The following is a 19,062-nucleotide window of genomic DNA, read 5'->3' as shown; positions in this document are numbered from 1 at the left end:
ACGCTCAGTTGGGTAGTCGTTTGCTTGCGAGCATCAGACCTATCAGACCGTCGCTGTTGAAGATGTTGATCCAGTTGCCGACGAGGGCTGGCTGCAGATGCAACGTCGCCGCGATATCATCAAGGTCATCTCCCTCGTAAGCTCGCCTGAGCATCTTGAGCTTTATTACCGTCGATGCCGAAGCTGATCTAAGCATTTCGTCGATCCGCGCGACGTTGTAGTCTCCTCGTAAGTGGATGCGGACGCGAGAAGGCCTTTTCGCCTGAGGCGGCGTGGGCATTGCTGCCGCCTTGGGGGTCGGCTTTACCTTGGTGGCTCGAGTTCCAGATGCCTCTGGTCCGGAATGCGCTTTTCCGGTGTGCGCATGGACGCTCGCCCGCGCCTTCGCCCTTTGGGACTGGGCTTTACTTGGCGCTCTGACTTCGCCAGCCGATTTGGCTTTCGCCGGCTTTTGCTCCGCGAGGAGCGCCTTGTCCAGGTCGGGCTGCTTTGCGATTGCGATCCGCTCCGGCCTCTTCTTCGTTTTGGCGGCGCGTCTTTCCAGCCCGGAATTATCGTCGGCTTCCTGTTGCCGCCTCTTCCCATCGTCGGCAGCCTTTCGCTTCGGCCCCTGCGTTTCGACCGCCGAACGTTCTTCGTTCCTGCGAACCCTTTGCCTTGCGCCTTCCAAATCAGAACTGGTCTTGGTTTGCCTGGTTGCCTTCGCGCCGGCCCTTTCGTCTGTCCTTGTGGACTTGCCTTTGGCCTCCGTGGGAACCTCTTCGGGAACCGTGGCCGTGGACTCTTGTGTCGCCAAGGGGTCGATCTCCTTGGGACGATCACCGTCAGACGGCGCTGGCGTGTCCCCACGTGCCGCGACCGCTTGCTGTGGCATAGCAGGGGAGTGCGGCGTGATGGTTCTGCGGAAAACCGGCCTGACCTTCGCGAAGCCAAGGACCGTGGCTAAGTCGTACTTTTTGAGATCGGCCAGGAGAGCCAGCACCTCCGCTTCCTCCAGCGAACTTGCATCGGCAGCGCCCACGGGTGAAGCACCTTCATAAAGGGCGATCAAAGCGGAGGACTTTCTGCGTACCAGATCGGTCTTCAAATACGGAACCATGGCCTTTATGTCGGCGGAGCTATGCCTCGCCGGAAGATCGGCAGTAAGAGGCGACACCAGGGTATCCAGAGAGAAGGCACCGCCGTTTCGGATGAGTTGCTGCCACTTCTCGACTGCCGTGGCATCAAAGCCGTTGACCGTAAGGAGGTCTGAGAAATTAGGATCGTCTGAGAACGATGCGATCAGCAGGTCGGCGATTTTTCGCGGGAACGGTTCATCGTGCCTTGCGCGCCACTCCTTCAATCCCGCCACGATGGTGTGGCGTTGTCCGAGCCTGATGCGATCGAAGGCGTCAAGACCGTCTTCTTTGTACGCGGAGACAAGTTGGAAGAATTCGCCAGGGGGAATGTTGGCAATGGTTGCTCCGGTTTTGATGGAAGCTCCATTGGAATAGGCGATCAGTCCGAGAATTTGGCGATGCATATTGCATGGAAAGCGTGGCTCTTCGACCTGGGAGACTTTGGGAAGCCCGATCAAGGATGGCGGAGTTCCAGCAGAGGAGAGCGCGACGACGGAGCTGAAGCCATTTCGTCTGGCGCGATCGAACCATATGTCAAACGCGTCGTTCGGAATACCGTTAGACGCGAGCGCTTGTTCGAAACCTTCGCGTTGGCTGAGGCGGTGTATCATCAGCCACCTGATTGTCATGAGAAACGGGTCTCGGCGGGGAGACGTCCATTTCTCGAGTTGCTGCAAAAGAGCTTCGTCTCCGCTTTGCTCAGTTACGCTCGAGATTGGAGGTTGGTCGCCTGCCCCGAGCCGCGCTTCCGTTCGCCTAAGGAGGTCGACGGTGATCGTTTCGCCCACGACCTCACGCAAGGGTGTACCCTCGGCGATCCTGGCAAGCGCCTCGAGAACCAAGACGGTCTTGGGGTCGGCCCGTTTCGCCATCGCCCTCAGCTGTCGAGCCGAGCGTCGAACCTTGATCGATACGGGGTCGAGAACGAGGGAAGTTGCGTCGCCTTTCGTCACTTTCGCGACAAACGCCGCCAGGGTTAGAGGCTGAACGTTCCACTCGGCGGCCGCATCCTGGGAACGAGTGCCGCTGAACACGGCACCTGCCGCCCTGAGAAGGGAGCGATCCGCTTCCGATGTCGCGTTTTGAACCGCGGCTTCTATCTCGTCAGGAGTGGGTCGGTAGCTCTCCTTCCCCTTGAAAGCGAGGGCGTGTACACCGCCCTCGCTCAAAAGATCGCGCCAGGATGTCAGCTGCGTTACAGAAACCCGATGTTGTCGAGCGGCTGCAGCCATCGACTTGGTTTCGTAGAGGGTGGCCAGCGCGAGCAGCCTTTCCTTGAGGGTGTCGCTTGACGCTTCCGCGGCTGCTTTCCGCAAGCTTTCTTTATCGTGTCCTACGGGTAGCTTTATCATTTTCGAGGTGTTTACCGCCCGTGAGACGCCGCATTCCACCAGTCGCCCTCCAGTTTCAAGTGCCTTGTCGAAGCGCCTCCGTGCCTCGTATCCTTTCAGAACGAGGCAAACACGCTCTATCCTTGCAGCGCATGATCTGGCCGAAGAAACCGACATAAGCACGATTCTTATACAATGACCGGAACCTAGACTATTCGAGGAAACTTTGAAAGCGCGGTTGACGGTCGATTTGCAGGTTGTCGAACCGCCGCTCGATTTGGATACCCATGGGTGTCGAGATTGAGCGCGCACAAACGCCTGTCTTCGAACACGGAGTTTTACGCCGCCACGGGGTCGGGCCGGCCTGACCTATGGAAGTGCGCCGTCTTTTGCACCTCCATCGCGAGCTTGGATGTGTAGGCATCGGCACGAATGCTAAGTTGGCAGACGTTTGCATGAGAGCTTCAAACCGACAGTCAGTCGTGATTGAAAACGTCGATCCGGCGTCATAATCCTGTCGAAGAGTGACTATTAACGAACAGACTGGATTTTCAGAACCGCTGGAAAGATGGCTTATTCAACCAGCCATCAAGACCTGCGAAGTTGCCTTGGAAGCGGCTCGCCCGAGCGAGGGTGTTCCGTCCTATGGGCGGCGTGTGATGCCCGCTTTAGGGGTAGCTGTGCCGGATCGGTCTGCCCTGTAGATGTCGAGGATTTCGCAGCCGCGTTTAGGCCACTGGTTCATATGTGGCTCGGGCGTCATGGCGCAGAAATCGTAGAGGGTTTTCACATCGTGTTCCGTGAGCGGTTCCGGCTCGAGGACGTACCAGCGGGCGACGGCATCGCGCATCTGCATCCAAAGTGATATTTCCCGGTCGCCCATCTTGCCGACGCGGTATTCGTTCGTGCGCACGGCTGAGTTCATGATGCGTGCCGCGAACTCGGCCTCGCCGTCAAAGGCGACCAGATCGGGTCGGTGGATTTTCAGGTCACTGAAGCGCCAATCGATGTGGCTTTCCGCCTCGACATGGGAAAGCGCCCGGCTTTGCTGGTTGATATCGAAGAACCGGGTGAAAACCGGGGCCTGAATGCCGGGCATTCCAGTGAGGAGGTCAGCCTTGTCTTGGCCGTACGGCGACGGCCCGATCATCAAGGTGGCCTGATGCTCATAGACCTGGGAAAGAGACAGCATCATGCCGGGGATACGGTGCCAGGCCTCGCCGTCGATATCGGCGATCCCGTCGATCATGTGCTGGGCTTCGGCTCTCTCGTGGTCAAGTGTCGTCGCCACGACCGCCCTGGACTTCGGAATTCCCTTCGGAACTACGCGGGTCGCGTCCTGGCCCGAAAGCGCGTTCAGAAGTTGCTTGCTGCGGTTGCTGCCCCAATGCGAAATTCCATACAGGCGCTTCATCGCATCGTGCCGCGCGAACTCTTCCAGATCGGTCGGGCTTTCGGACACCAGTAGCTCGGTGCTGATGCCGAGCTTCCTGTAGAGGTCGCCGTTCCAGGAAATCACCGACCTTTTGATCGTGTCCCGATTGGACAGTATGTTCCAGTCAGCGACGAGTTCGACATCCGCCTTCGAGACGGTCGGGATATCGGCCGTCACCGTCGATATGGCCCCCGATGTCGTGGATTTTTCCTCGCCCGGCTTCTTGTGGGTGATCGAATAGGCAAACGGGAGAGAGAGCTTCATGGCAGTTCCTCGGGACATGTTCCATACATGCCTTCACGCCCCGCACGTTTCAACCTCGGTGACCTTATCCGCGATGAGCTTCACACACAGGATCGGCGATCATTGGGACTTCCCTGAGGACTTCCGAATGGCCCGGCGATCCGCCAGGCTGTGGAACGCCGTCACAGATCATGAACTTCACCGAAAGCGCTCCGGTCAAGCCAGCCGGATAACGCCGGATCGGCTTCACGATCCTGTAGAGACCGTTCTGCTCGACTATCTGTCCGTCCGAGATCAGCTGTAAAAGGCCTACCTGTTGTGGAAGAACGTCGTACGGTTGCACCTTGGTGGGAGCGACAACGGACCTCGGGTCGATCCGAAGGAGACCGAGCGGCGAGTAGATCGAGAGATTGCGCGCGGCATCGGATTGCGCGGCTGAACTGGAAATTTTAGGAAACATCGAAAACAGATCGATCGGCGTTCCACGGTTCGGCTCCGAGAACGTTCCGCTTGGGATAGAAACCGTCGACATGGTGTAATTCGCGACCACCTTGTCAGGCGCTTTGCCGAGTTTCTCCTTGAGCTCCACGGATTGCTTGTACCTTCCGGCCTCGTCGCTTGTCCACGGGAGGCAATCCAGACCAGCAACGAATGTAACTTTGTCGGCTGTCAATCCGGAGACGCCGACACCGTCTCCGGCGTCGGGGCCGCGGTTTATGCCGACGGCGACGAAACGGCTCACCCGGGAGACGTCACCTGTTACCCGCCAGACGGTCGGCATGAAAGTCTGGGCGACGACGTAAAGCGGACCGGCTCCAGGTTCGATCTGGACTTCAGCGGAGTCCGCTTCGGTGTCCAGCCCCGCGATCGCGAGGTCGATGAGGTTTCCGGCCTCGTATTTGGAGACGAAGACTACCGTTGCGCCGTCGACATCGGGAAAATCGCATTTCGATGATGTGTTGTGTGGAATTTTAGGGGGTTCGCCGACGTAAATGCTGACGGTCTCCGGAGCATTGGCGTTGGCGGCATTGGCGCGGTATGGTTCGAAATCCTTGGAGATAGCCCCGATCTCGCCTCCCGCAACGGACCCGTTGCCGTCCGTATCGTAGGCATCGAAAGCATCCCTCGCCCAGACTTCTACTTCGTCCTTCTGGACCTTGCCGTCGCCGTCGAGATCAAGAGTGTGAATGCGCTCGAAGTCGGACTTCGAGAAGCCTGACGCTTGCCGCGCGGAGAGCGGAGCAAGCCTTTTCACGTCTTTGGCGTCGAACACGCCATCGCTCCCGGCATATCGTTTGAACGACGTCAGCGCCCTGTCGACGAATTCCGAAGATTGAAGAGGTGGATGTTCGCCGGCCCCTGAGAACGCGAGGCTTGCCGCGACGGTCGGTGCGGCAAGCGACTGGGAAAAGGAGGCGAGAATGACGACCGACGACAGCAAGAAAGGAGTGAGCTTCATCTGGGACCTATTGATCGCGCGATGAGCTACACTAGCATCCCGTCGGTTGTAGTGCTGTCGCCGGCGATGTTTTAGATTCTGCCTCTTGCCTGCGAGGCCGCCTCGTAGAGGCATGTCGCGATCGACCAGTCCATGTTCGACGAGCCGAAGACGGAAGCAGGAACCAGGAGGAGGCCGTCCTCCTTGAGGGCCTTCTCGAAGTTGACGTGGACCCGGCGGAAGTAGCCGGAGCCGCCGTCGCCGACGTTTCCGCCGTACTTCGCCAACTTGTGTTCGCGTCGCGCCCACTCGCTGTTGAAAATCTTCCGCTGTTCAGTCGGCATGAATGGATCGACTGTGAAGGCTTCCAGTACCGAAGTGCAGGTCTCGATGGTGGGTTCGAGACCCAAGTCCTTCCACCAGGCTACCTCTTCATCCTTTCCGATGGCGTAGCCGAATACGCCGCGCAACAGGTAGCTTTTCGACATGGAGAACAGGTGTACGAAGCGGGCCTGGTGCATGTCGTCCACGAAGTGTTCCGGAATTCTCCAATCATAGAGATAGACGGAGTCGAACAGCGCCCAGCGGTCTGTGCCGGCCTTCGTCCATTCAGCGAGCTTGGCCCTCTCTTTCCCGGTCAGGAAACGGCCAGACGGCGACAGCGGATCGGTTATGAGGAGCGCGGCCTTCTGGGAGGCCGTGTCGATCTCGGCGAGGTCCACTTCCGGGATTGTCTTGAAAAAACGGATGGCGAGCTGCGGCGCGCGTGCCGCAGCTTCCTGCTTGTAGAAAGGATAGACGTCCTCTGGCAACCAGAGTTCCATGCCGAGTTTCTGCATTCGCTCGAACAGCCCGCCAAGTGCAGCGCGCACACCGCGCGTCGGCTCGAGGTGTAGCCCCCGTTGCGACGTCCGGTCGAAATGGAAGTTCACCCACATATCGGTCGCGCGATCGAGATTGACGGGAAGCGGATATAGGGGGTCGCCCCAGCGCTTGGTGAAATCCATCGCCTTGAACGGATTCAGGCAGTCGAAACGGTTCTCCGACGGGATGTCGTTCGCCGCGAGGACGCCTTCGCGCCAATCCTTGTATTCTTCAAAGTTCATTGTAATTCACCTGACTGTTCTGGTCTTCGAGAGATGCCATGACGGTTCCGTCCGCCATCACGTTCCAGGACCGTGCGACGCCGTTGGCGCGCTCCCAGTGGACGCTCGGCTCCGTATAGGCGGCGATTTTAATGGGCTGGCCCTTATGGACGGCACCGAATACAGGCGCTCCCCATGGAAGGGTCGATTCTGTGGTCCAGCCGCGCGACTTGGCGGCGTTCAGAATGAGCGACAGCGGGACGGCGTTGTACTCGCTGAAGAGGTTCGCGGCGCGGTCCGCCCAAGTCGACTCCAGGGAGGTGGAGACATAAAGCTCCTTGAAGTTTATCTCCCCTACCCCGTGTTCGACGGCCCAGTCGAGATAAGCGTCTAGCGAAGCCTCGTCCTCGACGCCACCCTTCTGCAGGACGGCGATCAATCGGGGAGTGATACCGACTTCCTGGGCAAGTGCTATGGCTACATCCGTCCGGACGGCAAGGCCCATCAACCGCTCGGCATCCTTGTCAGGCGCGCCGTGGCGAGAGATCGCGAGGACGGAAAGGCCGGCATCGGCCCACGACTTGACGTCGCCGTAGGCGCGGTCGTGCGGACGCGAGCCGAGAAGGTGTCCGTTGGTGATCATGATCGTCCGGCCGAGCGTCAACGAGAGCGTCTCGATACCGTCGCGCAGCTGCTTGGCATTCAACAGCGTGGGCTCGCCGCCGCCCGTGATGACCGCGCGCTCGGCCCCGCGTCGTTTGGCGACGAGAGACACGGCCTTGAGGTCCATGCCCTTCGCGAGCTTGCCGCGGTAGTTCTCGGACACGGAAGCCTTGGAAAAGCAGAAGGGGCAGGCCGCCTGGCAGGCATGGCCGACCGGCAACCACGACAGCGAGCGTGGCCGGATGCGATCCCAAGAAAACAGAATGTCGGAACCGACCGCCATCGATTCCGCCAGCGCGTCCTCCAGCTTCCAAGTCTTCCAATTGCCCTTATCGGTTGAACCGACGGGATCGAAGAGGGCAGAAATCGGCGTGGTGGTGCCGAGGAAATACGCCCCGAGGCCGGTGGCATGGTCGCGGCGCAGTTGGGCGTCATTGACCGGAGTTTCGATGATGATCGGCCGATCACCCGCCCTCCCCGTCTTGACCGCCAGACGCGCGGCCTTTTCGAGGCCGATGGAGATTTCGGAGAGCTCGAGAGTGAAGAACCTGTCTGGAAAGGTGGAAAGCGGCAGGCGCGTCTTGTCGTAGACCTTGGCGTACTTGTCGTAAGCAGGCGCAAGGTTGGAAAGCGCGGTCGCGAAATATCTTTTTTGCAGCGTCACTAATAACTCCGGGGGCGTCGAACCCATGACTTCGAAAATCATAATTCGAGGTTTCGCCACCGCATAGCCGTGATTTGAAGACTTCATCCCGCGAACCATCTCATGTCCGCCAAATTGATTGACGTGAGCACGGTGTGGAACGGCGATGTTCTCGCGCGAGCGAGACGGTCAGCTCGACAATTCGGGGGCGTTCTTGGTTCGACGGCGGTCTGCGGCCCTTGCGGGCGGCGTCTGATGCTGCGTGCAATCCTAAGACGACTCGATACTGTCAGAACGACGCGCGGATCGCAATACCGAATGATGCGATGGATTAAAGGGACAGGACGTATTCAGGCAAGGCGTCGTCCTCCTTGAAGCCGGCATCGTACAGATCGCTGCGAAGACCTTCGAGGTACACATCTCGGTAGGTGAATACGCCTGCCCGCACCTCCTCGCCGCCTAATACGTGTGCTAGGAACCCTCTTATATTAATGTCGGAGTCTGTCAATAATCTTGGCATCGGCACTTCCATTTCGGCGCGATCCGAGGTATGTCGACGGCAATTGAAGACTTGGAGAAAAAGAGATGTTCATCGACGCCCCTGAAGTGTCCGCAGAAACTCCAGACCTCAAGTCCTATGACCGCATCATCCTCGCCTTTTCGGGCGGCAAGGATTCGCTCGCCGCCCTCCTGTATCTGCTGGAATCGGGGGTCGATCCGGCGAACATCGAGCTCCATCACCATGACGTGGACGGCGACGCTCCTGTCTTCATGGATTGGGCGGTGACGCGCGCCTACTGTCAGGCGATTGCCGACTTCTTCGGCATCCCGATCTATTTCTCCTGCAAGCTGGGCGGTTTCGAGCGCGAGATGAGCCGTGATGGCGAGGCGACCGCGCCGATCAAGTTCGAAGTGCCGACGGAAAGCGGCAAGGCCGTGATGTATGCTGGCGGCAAGGGTAAGCCGGGTACGCGCCGCAAGTTTCCGCAGGTCGCGGCCGATCTGTCTGTGCGCTGGTGCAGCGCCTACCTCAAGATCGACGTGATGGCTGCGCTCATCCGCAACCAGGACCGCTTCTACAACAAGCGCACCCTCGTCGTGACCGGCGAGCGCGCCGAAGAGTCGACTGCCCGTTCCCGTTACCTGACGATGGAACGCCATCGCACCGACCTTCGCGACAGCGATAAGAAGCCTCGCCATGTCGACCATTGGCGGCCGATCCACGGGTGGGAAGAAAGCAAGGTTTGGGACATCATCCGTCGCTTCGGAATCGTCCCGCACGTCGCCTATCAGCTCGGCTGGTCGCGCCTTTCCTGCATGGCGTGCATTTTCGGCAGCCCGAACCAGTGGGCGACGATCCTGCACGTGTTCCGCGAACGTTTCGAGATGATCGAGGCGCGTGAGGAAGAGTTCGGCGTCACGATTCGGCGCAGCGAGACGATCCGCCAGACCGCAGCCAAGGGGCATCCGTATCAGGCGGCCTTGGACAATCCGGAGCTTGTCGTGCTGGCGACGGGCCATGAATGGAATGCGCCGATCTACATTTCACCCGAATACTGGGTTCTGCCCGCTGGAGCCTTCGGTGAAAACGCAGGTCCGCTTTGATTTCGAAATAAGAGGAATTTCCTATGCCAATGGTCGCGATCGAACTGGAAACATGGGTCACGGACGAACAAATCCAGAAGTCGTTCGATGACGTGGCTACGGCCATTTCCGAAGGATACGGTGCGGGAACCATCGCGCTCGATGACTACACGGTCTACCCGGGGTTCTGGAGCCTTTACGACAAGGAGCAAGAGGATGGATACTTTGTGATCCGGATCGAACACGACGATGGCTTGAACGACTACCAGATCGCGGGCGCGGTCAAATCCTTCGCGAAAACGTATCAGCGCCCGGCAACCGTGACAGTTGGCGCGAGCCAAAGTCCAATGTGAGAAGAGGACTACAGGTGATTAGTGTCAAATTCGAAGTGAGAAACGCGCTCGGGGAACAAGTACAGGCTCCAATGTGGCTCGACGTCGACGACGTTCCGAACAAGGGCGACACGATTGGTCTGTTCGGTATCCGCGGAGCTGTCGATTCCGTGGACCGCGTCTACGAGCGGGGCAATACCCGCAGCGGGGTTAAGCAGGAAATCACCGTAACCATCCGAGCCAATTAATCCTCTAACGATAGTCTCCGCACTCGACATCTGCTGCCGAGCGCTACTTGGTCGCTTCCTTGAGGGCTTCCGCCCTGGCGTGCAGGTCCCTGCCGATCACCTTCGCCGCGATGTTCGCCCTCTGAAGCTCGGTCATCGCGGCGCTTTCGCTCGTCCGCTCGGCGATAGCCCTCGTGTAAGCGTCTTCGCCCTTCTGTGCGGTCCAGAGGGCGGAAAGCACCTTTCGGAGCAACGCGAAATCAGGCGTGGGGTCTTCGCCGGACTGTGCCAAGGCGGACTCGACTTCCTTGATGAGCGGCGCGATGTCGTTGATCGCCTTTTTCACGGCAGTGTCGCGTCGAGTGCCTGTGACCGTCCAAACGTCGTCCAGATAGACGATTGCGCTGTCCACGGTCGGTGAGGAGGCGTAGGTGGATTGGGCGGCCGCAACCTTAGTAGCGATCTTCTTCTGCTCGCCTTTGAGGGGGTGGACGAACGCGACGGACATACGGGGTTTCCTCAACGGTGGCGCACCATTCGACGGGGTCTTGAATTGAGCCCGTGCGAAGCGGCGGAGATTGCTATTGCCGATCATGATCGCTGCGAATTCGTTGACTTGGCAAGCCCAATCAGCTTGTTGATCGATTGGTAGAAACCTGTCGGATCGACTTTACCTCCAGACGCCAACAAGAGATCATAGGAAAAACTGGAGACACCGTATGCCTGTGGCCGTCGCGAAAAAGAAACAATACCCATGGGAAACCAAGTCGTGGTTCGTCAACATGCGACGCACCACAGGCTACCTGATCAAAGGGATGGACGAGAGCCACGTCTATGCGGAAGTCCACTTGGCAATTCCGAAGGCGGACCTTGCGCTCGACGACGACGAAGCCAAGCGCGATGCCGAGGAATTCGGGGATCGGGGTATCGCCTACACGTTGGAAAACAAGGTTTGCGGCTACCTTCACCGCGAACACCAAGCGTGGAAGAATTCGACACCGCAATTCGCCCGTTCCGATCTCCGCGCATATTGGCGGATGGGAAAGAAAATCTTTGGCGACCGCGATCCTTCTCCAGCGCCTCCTCCCGAACCGACGGAGATCACGTGGCAGGAAGCGCTGTCCCTGGATGCCGGCATCCTGGTGGTCGTAGGGCGTGACAGCGAAGCCAGAGCTTCGGCCGCGCGACGCATCGCCAAGCACAAGCGGCGATCCCTCCTTGAACTGGACATCGAGCGCGAGACGATAGACGGCGCGTTGAGCGGCCCTCTCGACTACGTTCTGTCCCCGGAACACGACGCCCGATGCGTGGTCCATTTGAACGGTCTCGACAGGAGCTTCACGGAGCGGGACGCCTGGGACAACGCTCCCGTCGGGCAAGGTGCCTTGGAGCAGGTCGTTTCGGTCATCGATGCAAAGCGATATCGCACGATCGTCATCCTCGGTTACCACGAAGGCGCGGATGTTCCACGGGCGATCTGGACGCACGAGAACGTCAAGGTCCTGTATCCGGACAGCTTGGGGTGTACGGAGTTCGGCGCGGGGTTCCGCGATCCAGACGGCAAGCCAGCCTGAGGCAAGGCGGCAAGCCTTCTCATTCCAATAGCGTGCCGTCGCCAAGGTAACGCAGGAAACGGCATCAGCCGGTGGGTTGCTCAAGGTGATTGACTTGCTGGTTCTAGGTAAATACAAGACTTCGATCAAGTGCCGGTCGGAGTCATCAATTGTACCAACATAAGTTTTTGAATTCTGAAAGACTGCTGGCCACCATCAACCGCTTGGGGCCAGAAGGTCTCTTCGATTTTTTGCGGCCCGCGGACGAGCTTCGAAGGGATTTCCCCATCGATTTGGAGGCACGCATCAGGACGGTGTTTTCGGATCGCCTCCGCCACTTGTACGGACCGTCACTCAGGATGACCGCCTTACATGAGGCGATCTTTACCATGTGGTTCTCTGGTGCAAGAGAGGCCATCGGTCGCGATCCTGCGTTCCCCAATATGGAGGAATCCGTAAGTCGCCTCTTCGCGTTCATGGCGCATTACGTGGGGATGGTGGACAATGAACCAGATGAGGCGATCAGACAAATCGAGTCTGGTTCCTTCGACCTGGACACGATTCGCAGAAAGCACCTCAAAGCTCTGAGGCTCGACCCCGCGTACGTAGCCAACCAAGTCGTCAAAAGTATCGTGCGCGGCCGAGGCTTTGGTCATCGTCTCAGGGAGTTGGTCGAAATCTCGATCGGACGGATCGCCCTGAAAGAACTCAGGCGGGATATTGGATGGCGCGAGAAGCAAAGCTGGAGTGACATCAGTCATATCGCCGACTGGATCGCCAGTGCTGTCGCAAGCGAAGAAGCTTGGCTTTCGAACCTCGATGAGCGGGGCCGCGTCAAAAAGCTGATGAAGTTTGGAAGCCTGGCTGCAATGCATGCGGAAGCAGAAAAGCAAATGAAACGGAAGCTCGTCGCGCAGCCAGTCGCGATGGTCGCGGAGGAACCGGTTTTCGCGAGCGGCGACGGAGAATACAGAATCGTCCAGCTGACGACGCCGGCCGCGCTCGACCGCGAAAGTGACGCGATGCGCCATTGCGTCGGACAGGGGGCGTATGATCGTTATCTCGGCCACAAGGATCACCTGCTTCTGTCGCTCAGGGACAAATCCAATCGGCCGCACGTCACCATTCAGGTTAGAAACCTCAAGATCGTGCAGTTCCTTGGCAAGGCAAACAGCACTCCGAAGCTGGAATACAGGGATGCCGCGTTGGCGCTCCTTGAACCCCTCGGGATCGAGTTTTCCTCGGCCTCAGATGAGGTCAATAGACATGCCATCTGGTATGGCGAGCCCGTCGAATATCGGGACCCGAACATGCGGGATGCGCAGCAAAACATTCATATCTTCTGAACAGGATGAAAGCGTTCCAGTGTACGAGAGAAAATACCTCAACGATCCTTTGCTGATCGAAGCGCTAGTCAAGAAGGGACCATCCGCGCTGTTCGATTTTTTGTTGCCGATCGACGATTTTCAGGATGAATTGCCTATGTCCTCTTCGCGCGACGAGTTCGTCGAGCAAACGGGTTCTCTCTTTTGCTCCCAATTTCGTGTGGATGAATTGTGTTGCAGGATCATCAATCTAGCGCACGAAACGCGCGGGCATGTTCAATCCCAGTTCGTTTCGATGGCCTACCATCTATGGGTAATGGACAACCGCCCGGTGGAGGCGGTTACGCTATTGGATCATTCCAGGTTTGACGGTGACGCTATCCGAAGGCTTCACAATATGGATTTGATGGGCGATCCTGTGTATGTGGCCAAATGGTTCGTAGACAGGCTTCGATTTCGGCACAGATACCAGTCAAACGACGCACTTACGCCATTGGTCAACGCATCGATCGGGCGCATCGCGCTGAAGGAGAGCCGGAAGGACCTGAACTGGTTTAGGCGTCAGGACGAGGAAGCAGTCGATCATGTCGTGGACTGGATCGAGTCCTCTCTGAATAGCGGCGCGCCGTGGATTTCCAATCTCAACGACAAGGGAATACCGAAAAAGCTCATGAAATTTGGAAGTCTCGAGGCAATGCACGCTGAGGCCGACAAGCAAATGAAGCGGTTGCTTGTCCACGAGCGGCAGAGGATGGGAAAGGAGGACGAAGAAGACTTCGCCGACGAAGGCGGAGAATTCTATATCGTGCATATGAAGACACCAGCTGCGCTCGACAACGAGAGCAATGCGATGCGGCACTGTGTCGGCCACGGTGCTTACGACAGACGGCTTTCCGAGAAACGGTCCCTCATGCTCTCGCTGAGGGACCGAAAGGGATGGCCGCACATGACGATCGAGATCGTCAACGGAGAAGTCGTCCAGGCGCGCGGCAAGGCAAACTCGAGGCCAAAGGAAGTCCATGCAGCGGCCGCGCACAGGCTTCTGGATATCTGGGGCTATTATGGAGGGGATACGGATTATCTCCTCAATTTCATGACAGAGCGACCCCGGTACAAGTGGGCCTGAGGCTCTGTGGCCGATAAGCATAGTTATCGGCCATCGATTTCGGGGGCGGAAACGCCTCTTCGCTGAACTAAGGAAGAAGACGATGACAAAGACCCAGACGGGTTCCACAGCACGCTCGATTGCCGAGATTTGCAGCTACCCGGGGCCGAGCAGTTCCGAAGCGGATAGCATCGTAAAGCTGGTCCGCTCCGGAAACCGAACGGAGGCCGTGAAGGAGATCGAGAAGGCGTTCTATGCTTGCACGGAAGACGAGGCCGAAAAACTCTACGACGCCTATGTCGATGTGGTCGTAGGAAAGCCGTCGACGCTGGTCGAAATCAAGGTGTCAGAGGTAGAGGTGGCTCAAGCTTCCGAGAACCTGTTCGACATCCCTCAGCAATACGTCGCCAGACGGGCGGGGTATATCGGGACGCTATTGAGGCCATCGAAACACTACTACTATCTCGAGGGACGGCCAGTCCCAGTCTCAGAAATCGATCAGGTCTGGAAACTGGTCCCGCTGTCCGTCGGCGCGGGCGCTGCGAAGGAGTGAAGGCATGGAAAACCCGATCGTCACCAAGAATTTCGTGGAAAGGCTGAGCGAGAACATCGGCGCGAAGTTCGGGGTCGAGGTTTCGTATATGGATGCGCTCGATCTGGTTGCCAGTTCTCTCGGGTGCCCGAGCGATCCGTTGATGCTTACGCTAGAACTTGGGGGAGCGGTGGTCAAAGAGCGACCGAGGAGCCGGCTGGATGACCACGAGTTGACTTTCGGCGCACTGCATCCGTCGATCGACCAGCTACACTCGGTGTCCGCTGAGGTTGCCGACGAATTGCTGGAGCTAGGAGGCCGTGGAAAAGGACTTGTGCTCGTCACTGGTAACGACGGAACTGGCAAAAGCGTCCTTGCTGGAGCGCTCTTGAAGGGGTGGGTTGCGAACCACGGAGGGGTCGGCGTCGTCTTCGAGAAAGAACTGGAATTCAAGTCGCTGTGTGGCTGCGCCGGATCGGACGGGGAAGTTGTGTTTTACCCCGCGACCAAGGGGAACGACGACATGTCTCACATTCGCAGTTTCGGCCAGAACTATCTTTACATGGGGGAACCTCTTCGGAAGCAATCCGATTTCATGAAAGCCATCGAGCTGGCGAAGACAAGGCTTGTCGTCGCGATCTGTTCCCGCACACATTACGCTCGCATGATGGAGGGAACTGCGGCCCCTGAAGAGGAAAGAGACACCCCGTATCCGCACGAGCTATTGAAGGCCCATCTCTCTTCTTCGCTCAACTACGAGATCACTACGCGGGTCGATGGGGAGAAATTCAGCGCCATCACAACACGTTGGGTCTCGGGTTGCCCGATCGATATGTGAAGGGATGGAGGTTTGAAGGTAGGTTGTCAGGTGACGGCTGGAGGACGGCGGGGCATTGACCCAGCCTGATCTGACAGGGATCATTGACTGAAGTCCGTCAAAGCAAGGCTGTTATGCAAATCCAGATAAGATTCCCGTTTTCGCTGAGGGGCGTGCCATATGGGTGCCGCGCGGAGAAATACATCCACGCGACCTACGATCTTTCGTGCGACGTCACGCAAGTTCATCCATCGGAGGCTCCGGTCGTACTGACGACACGACATGGCTATCTCCAGGAGGACTGGGATACGAAGTTCGGCTATTACGAGAACTCCAGGACGGAATCGCCTATCGCCACAACGGAGCGCACCGTCCCGTTCGACATCAGGAAATTCGAAGGAAAGCATTACACCTTTTTCTGTCGCAAGGATCAGGCCGAGGAACGCTTTCTGTATCACGGCAGGCCAGCCGGGGGAGATCATTACGACTACCACGAGGACGGCATTGCCAAAATCGGGACCCCTGTCCGACAGCATCCGCTTGCCCTGCTCTACTCTGAAATAAGCCAAGGTCGCTCGTCTTCTGTTGGAGACGGCAAGAGAAGCGGATTCCAGTGGGTCACGTGGATCGACGACACCTTCCCGCCGTTCCACACATGGCGGCATACACTCTCGGCCTACCGCGCAGACGATCTCGCTGGGGCAGAGGCTGCCTATGCCGCCCTTGCCTCCAGAGTCTTGGTGGTCGGCAACGAGATATGGCTGGAATGCGGTCTGCCGTGCCTGAAGGTGAGTTTCGTGGACAAGGCGTACATCTTTCACGACCTCATGCCGACCATGCCCAGCGACACGATGCTCGATCAATTTTTCCCGTTGGATCGCTTCGATGCCGCCATGCAATACGCCACCAGATATGTGGAAGGCAAAGACGTCGTGGACCTCCGGTGTCCAGTAGAGGTCGATCGTGCTAGTGATTTCGCTTTCGACCACGAAAGCTACCGCGCATGGCGGCAGGCGCAGATGCTCGCAATCCACTGCAAAACATGCGTTCTGTCTGGAAGCAAAGGAAAGCTTGCGACAACGGATGCCGAGAGAAGCATGGTCGACGCCGCTTACGACGAGGCCGTGAAGTTCAATCCGGCTTTCAGAACCATAGGGCGACCTGAAGACTACATTTACGACGTCACGAATCTGGCTTCCCGGTTCGACCGGAAATGGTTTCCGGGGTTCGCCTGGGGAGGATTCGAAAAGCCGCTTCGAAAGCGTTTTCTAGCGGAGACTCTGGAAATGTTCGACAATCGGCCGGTTCATATTTTCAGGCTGGGTACGTGATCTGAAACTGACGGCCGGCAAGGTATTGATCCGCCTGTGTGGCTGTGTTCTCATTGACAATGGTAACCGTGCCATCCACCCCCGTCCGAGAGGACATGGAAAAACGGATGAAGTCTTCCTTAACCAAAGCTCCATCAGCAGGCGTAGGCAGAACGAGTAACGGGGGTCCTTACAACAGCCATAGCGCCCAAAGGAGACGGTTATGACGACTCTCGGGAACGAGAACCCGCGCGACGGAGACGCAGCCAAGCGGCGCGCACAGGCAATGAAGACCCGCCTCAAGGAACTGGGTCACGATATCCCCCTCACCCACGCCTACGAAATGCTGGCGACATCATGTGGCTTCAGGAACTGGCCGACGATGAAAGCCAGTCTGTCGTCATCGACGGCACACACTGATTTTGGATCGCCGCTGGATACTTCGGTGACTGCGGGTCGTGCAGTTTTTCTCGACGACGACGGCAAACCGTGGGAGCTTCCGGAGAGTGAGGAATGGGGTTTTGAACTCATCTTCGGTCCGCTTGGTAAAGGAAAGGCGTCGTTTGCACAGGCCCTCGATCTGCAAAGGTTGGAGCAACACCTGGAATACAGCCGGTCCAGCCTTCCGCGGATTACGACGATCGATATCGAGGGCGTGTCGCACGCTTTTATCGATAGGGTGCAGGAACTGGTATCTCGTAAATCGAGACATCGGGTCAAACACGTAAGGCTTCATGCCAATCGCAGCCAGTCGGTCAATATTTTCGACACTCCCCTTGGGTTGAGAAAACCCCCAGCCGCGCAGCGACAGGCGCTCGCCACGTTCATCATGGCCATCCTAGACCTACCTGACGGTGACCCGCGGTATCACGAGTTCCATCAAATTTCGCTAGCGGCTGTCGACGACGTATACGCGCGTTTGGCGGGAAAGACAGCAGGCTCCAGTCCGCGACCATATAAGCAAGGCATGTCGTCGGAACTCGACCGCGATATCAAGGCTCTTTTGCCCCCCGATGCAAATACCCAGACATGGTGGGGAATAGCGGATTCCTTTTTCGAGGCGCGTCATATCCAGCACGCCGCCATGGCTCAGCGGTTCGCGGTCCCGAAGCTCGCCGACTTTCTTCCAATGCTTGTCGACGTCGGAAATTACGACAGGGATTTCGTTTCCGGACTCGAGGCAGCTGTCATCCGGCACATCCACAGTTTTCCGATCCTGTCGGAAGAGACGGACGTCATTGCCGGGAGCGAAGCCATCCTGGCCGTCGACATCTCCGAGTTTTCCAAAAGAGGAGGAAGCGCCCGAGACCTGGGACTGGCGTTTCTCCTTGCCCGACAGGCGTTCGCCGGACACCAGTTTTTCATGTGGTCGGAGATCGAAGCGGTTCCTAAACTTTACCGCGGCCATCACGCAAGCAGGTGGCACACCAGACAGGGCGGCCGCGACAGGGGGCTGCTTGTCTATGACGACGTTCACAGACTAAGCGGGGTGGCGATAAGGCAGATCGAACTGGATATCGAGGATAGACGCAAACGACAGCCGGATATTCGGCTGTCCACGCAGGGATATCTCGGTCTGTCAAAGCGCACTGAGGAACTCGTTTCGCGCACGTTCTTTCTGGGTGTGGGCAGCAAGAGCGAGGCGAGCAAGGCTTCTGCCTACGGCCTTTCGTCGGCATGGTTGGATGCGTGTGAAAGACGGCTTACAGGTCCTGGCAGGGATGGTTTGCCGTTCGCGGTTACAGTCAAGAATTTTACCAAACCAGACCCCCATTTTGTGACGATGGCTATCGGTCCGGAAGGACTTTGGGCTTCCATCACCAATCCGGACGACATCCTCGTCAGGACGATGGTCGCGGAAGAAATCGGATTGTTGGCAGCGCGCCGCGCTCTCGGCAAGCGGTTTCCGGGTGGCTCTGCGGGAACGGAGGTCGAACTGCGATTGCACGGCCACGACATCAAGGGGCTGCCACGCTCGGTCGTAGACGAAATGCGAACGCATGTGATTGAGAAGCTGGCCAAGGAGATCGCTTCGTTGTCTGCCAGGTGACATCGTGGAGCGCGGCGTAGGAAACCTCCGGCTCGGACCGACGATCATCAAGGCGTCCTTCACGCAAATCTATGACCGGACCTACGACAAGGCGATGCTCGTATCGAAGCACGGGCATGAACTGTCAGCAGCATGCCCGTCATCACGTCTGCGAAGGACATGCTCGCCGATATCTACGGTGGATCGGCGAAGGCGGACGTTTCGGCATGGATCAGGAGACACGCCGGATAGTAGTAGGACTCCAGACGCCAGCAAAACGATTGCTGGCGTC

Annotated in this window: 17 protein-coding genes; 10 read left to right on the top strand and 7 right to left on the bottom strand. The window is 58.0% G+C overall.

The features are described from left to right. Positions 1–4: 4 nt before the first annotated feature. From FHT76_RS00785 to FHT76_RS00760, 6 genes are all read right to left on the bottom strand, one after another. A complete protein-coding gene (locus FHT76_RS00785) occupies positions 5–2,434 on the bottom strand; it encodes a hypothetical protein (protein WP_259183635.1) in 2,430 nt (809 codons plus the stop codon). 658 nt (positions 2,435–3,092) lie between these two features. After that, the gene (locus FHT76_RS00780; RefSeq protein ID WP_259183632.1) at positions 3,093–4,148 is read right to left on the bottom strand and encodes a hypothetical protein; all 1,056 of its coding nucleotides are present in this window, start codon (positions 4,146–4,148) and stop codon (positions 3,093–3,095) included. 64 nt (positions 4,149–4,212) lie between these two features. Then, positions 4,213–5,586: a hypothetical protein gene (locus tag FHT76_RS00775; protein WP_259183629.1), complete on the bottom strand. Its 1,374-nt coding sequence runs from the start codon at positions 5,584–5,586 to the stop codon at positions 4,213–4,215. A gap of 71 nt (positions 5,587–5,657) precedes the next feature. Beyond that, positions 5,658–6,671 (bottom strand): hypothetical protein, encoded by a 1,014-nt coding sequence (locus FHT76_RS00770; protein ID WP_259183627.1) that lies wholly within the window; start codon positions 6,669–6,671, stop codon positions 5,658–5,660. Continuing rightward, positions 6,661–7,977, bottom strand: a complete 1,317-nt coding sequence (locus FHT76_RS00765; RefSeq protein WP_259183625.1) for a radical SAM protein — start codon at positions 7,975–7,977, stop codon at positions 6,661–6,663. The genes FHT76_RS00770 and FHT76_RS00765 overlap by 11 nt, the downstream gene beginning before the upstream one ends. A 310-nt stretch (positions 7,978–8,287) precedes the next feature. After that, positions 8,288–8,488 carry a hypothetical protein gene (locus tag FHT76_RS00760; RefSeq protein ID WP_259183622.1) on the bottom strand — a complete coding sequence of 67 codons (201 nt, stop codon included), beginning with the start codon at positions 8,486–8,488 and terminating at the stop codon, positions 8,288–8,290. 53 nt (positions 8,489–8,541) lie between these two features. On the opposite strand from FHT76_RS00760, the gene FHT76_RS00755 reads away from it, so the two are divergent. Genes FHT76_RS00755 through FHT76_RS00745 form a run of 3 tightly spaced genes read left to right on the top strand, consistent with a single transcriptional unit; the run spans position 8,542 to position 10,120 of the window. After that, complete coding sequence (locus FHT76_RS00755) at positions 8,542–9,561, top strand: phosphoadenosine phosphosulfate reductase family protein (RefSeq protein ID WP_259183620.1); 1,020 nt, start codon at positions 8,542–8,544, stop codon at positions 9,559–9,561. 23 nt (positions 9,562–9,584) lie between these two features. Next, complete coding sequence (locus tag FHT76_RS00750) at positions 9,585–9,893, top strand: hypothetical protein (RefSeq protein WP_259183618.1); 309 nt, start codon at positions 9,585–9,587, stop codon at positions 9,891–9,893. A 14-nt stretch (positions 9,894–9,907) separates the two neighbouring features. After that, positions 9,908–10,120 carry a hypothetical protein gene (locus tag FHT76_RS00745; protein ID WP_259183615.1) on the top strand — a complete coding sequence of 71 codons (213 nt, stop codon included), beginning with the start codon at positions 9,908–9,910 and terminating at the stop codon, positions 10,118–10,120. A gap of 43 nt (positions 10,121–10,163) precedes the next feature. Here the strand turns inward: FHT76_RS00745 and FHT76_RS00740 are convergent, their stop codons facing one another. Continuing rightward, positions 10,164–10,607: a hypothetical protein gene (locus tag FHT76_RS00740; RefSeq protein ID WP_259183613.1), complete on the bottom strand. Its 444-nt coding sequence runs from the start codon at positions 10,605–10,607 to the stop codon at positions 10,164–10,166. A gap of 211 nt (positions 10,608–10,818) precedes the next feature. Here FHT76_RS00740 and FHT76_RS00735 point away from each other — a divergent pair, with 211 nt between their 5' ends. From FHT76_RS00735 to FHT76_RS00705, 7 genes are all read left to right on the top strand, one after another. Then, on the top strand, positions 10,819–11,673 hold the full coding sequence (locus FHT76_RS00735) for a hypothetical protein (protein ID WP_259183612.1): 855 nt from the start codon (positions 10,819–10,821) through the stop codon (positions 11,671–11,673). Positions 11,674–12,011: 338 nt separating this feature from the next. Next, positions 12,012–12,998 carry a PcfJ domain-containing protein gene (locus tag FHT76_RS00730; RefSeq protein ID WP_259183611.1) on the top strand — a complete coding sequence of 329 codons (987 nt, stop codon included), beginning with the start codon at positions 12,012–12,014 and terminating at the stop codon, positions 12,996–12,998. Between the two features lie 385 nt (positions 12,999–13,383). Further along, complete coding sequence (locus FHT76_RS00725; protein ID WP_259183610.1) at positions 13,384–14,103, top strand: PcfJ domain-containing protein; 720 nt, start codon at positions 13,384–13,386, stop codon at positions 14,101–14,103. Positions 14,104–14,185: 82 nt separating this feature from the next. Further along, entirely contained in the window at positions 14,186–14,635 is a 450-nt protein-coding gene (locus FHT76_RS00720; protein WP_259183609.1) for a hypothetical protein, read from the top strand. 4 nt (positions 14,636–14,639) lie between these two features. Next, on the top strand, positions 14,640–15,452 hold the full coding sequence (locus FHT76_RS00715) for a hypothetical protein (protein ID WP_259183608.1): 813 nt from the start codon (positions 14,640–14,642) through the stop codon (positions 15,450–15,452). Positions 15,453–15,565: 113 nt separating this feature from the next. Next, positions 15,566–16,762, top strand: coding sequence for a hypothetical protein (locus FHT76_RS00710; RefSeq protein WP_259183607.1), 1,197 nt, complete (start codon positions 15,566–15,568; stop codon positions 16,760–16,762). Between the two features lie 202 nt (positions 16,763–16,964). Then, positions 16,965–18,791: a glyoxalase superfamily protein gene (locus FHT76_RS00705; protein ID WP_259183606.1), complete on the top strand. Its 1,827-nt coding sequence runs from the start codon at positions 16,965–16,967 to the stop codon at positions 18,789–18,791. Positions 18,792–19,062 lie beyond the last annotated feature (271 nt).

Source organism: Rhizobium sp. BK176 (genome assembly GCF_024808055.1).
Note: the sequence above shows the minus strand (reverse complement) of the source record. Positions and strands in the feature narration are given on the sequence as shown.